Below are 1,181 nucleotides of genomic sequence, written 5' to 3' on the forward strand. Positions count from 1 at the left end.
GTCAGGAACACATCGCGGAAGAAGCGGGACACTTCCGTTTTTCGTCCTCGATAAAAGCCCGGGGAACTAATCACCAATTCGTCCCGTGCTCTTGTGATCGCGACATAAGCGAGTCTGCGTTCCTCTTCCAGTGCATCGAGCGCCTTGTCTTGCTTGCCCGACAGCGGACGTTGATCATCTCTGCGTTCAGCGTCCAAGGCGGAGGTATGCGGCAAAATCCCCTCACTCGCTCCGATCAGGCATACCGAAGGGAATTCCAGCCCCTTGGATTTATGGATGGTCATGAGGCGGACGGCATCGGCATGCTCATCTCGTTTCATGGCTGCCATCTCCTTGTGAATGATAATCAGTCGATCCACAAACTCGACAAACTCCGCTATATTGTCAAAACGCTTCGCCGAAGTCTCCAGCTCATCGAGACCCTCCTGGATAAATTCCTTATGGAGGGTTAGTTCCTGACGCTCATCTGCCTCCAGAAATTTATCATAGAATTGCCGCCTCATTTCCTGTACAGCTTTTACAGGCTCCAGCGCCTTAAGTCCCTTTATAAGCTTGGAGCGTTCTCTTATATTCTCGATCTGGAAATCCTTAAGGCCTGGGAAAGACAGAAGGTGAGCCAGCGGTCCTTTCTTGGGACGCGGAGCATCCTGCTGCCGGATAAAGGCCATACCCTTGTCCCGGTTCAAGTACAGCGTGTGCAGCATGCCTTCCATCGCCGTGAAATTGCGGCGATCCAGCGACAGCCGCAGATGGTCCATGAGTGGTTTGACCATCCATTGCTCGTAGAACAGATCCCCATTCTCGTAATGAATGAACGGAATCTCCCGCATGACGAGCTGCTCGAAGATCGCCCGGCTGTTATTGGATGTCCGGTACAGAATCGCATGGTCGCGGTACTGCCGATCGTTATGCTGGACCTGTTCGGCGATATGCGTCAGCAGCTGCTCCGCTTCCTGGTCAGGGTCGCCGGGACGAAGGTACAACGGTACGCCGCTGCTCTTGCGGGTAGAGCGCAGCTGCTTGGGACGGCGGCGTTCATTAACACGGATAATTTCATTCCCAAGCCCTACGATGGAAGACAGGGAGCGGTAATTGATGTCCAACGTCACGACCTTGGCTCCAGGAAACGTCTGATCGAATTCGAGAATGAATTCATTGCGCGCGCCGTTGAAGCCGTAGAT

1 protein-coding gene is annotated in these 1,181 nt (G+C 53.6%); it reads right to left on the reverse strand.

Going from position 1 to position 1,181, the window contains the following annotated elements; genetic code table 11:
* The coding region (locus ACFRAK_RS29305) for a 3'-5' exonuclease (protein WP_394573239.1) at positions 1 to 1,181 on the reverse strand (1,181 nt) is incomplete at both ends.

This window comes from Peribacillus sp. NPDC056705 (assembly GCF_043656335.1).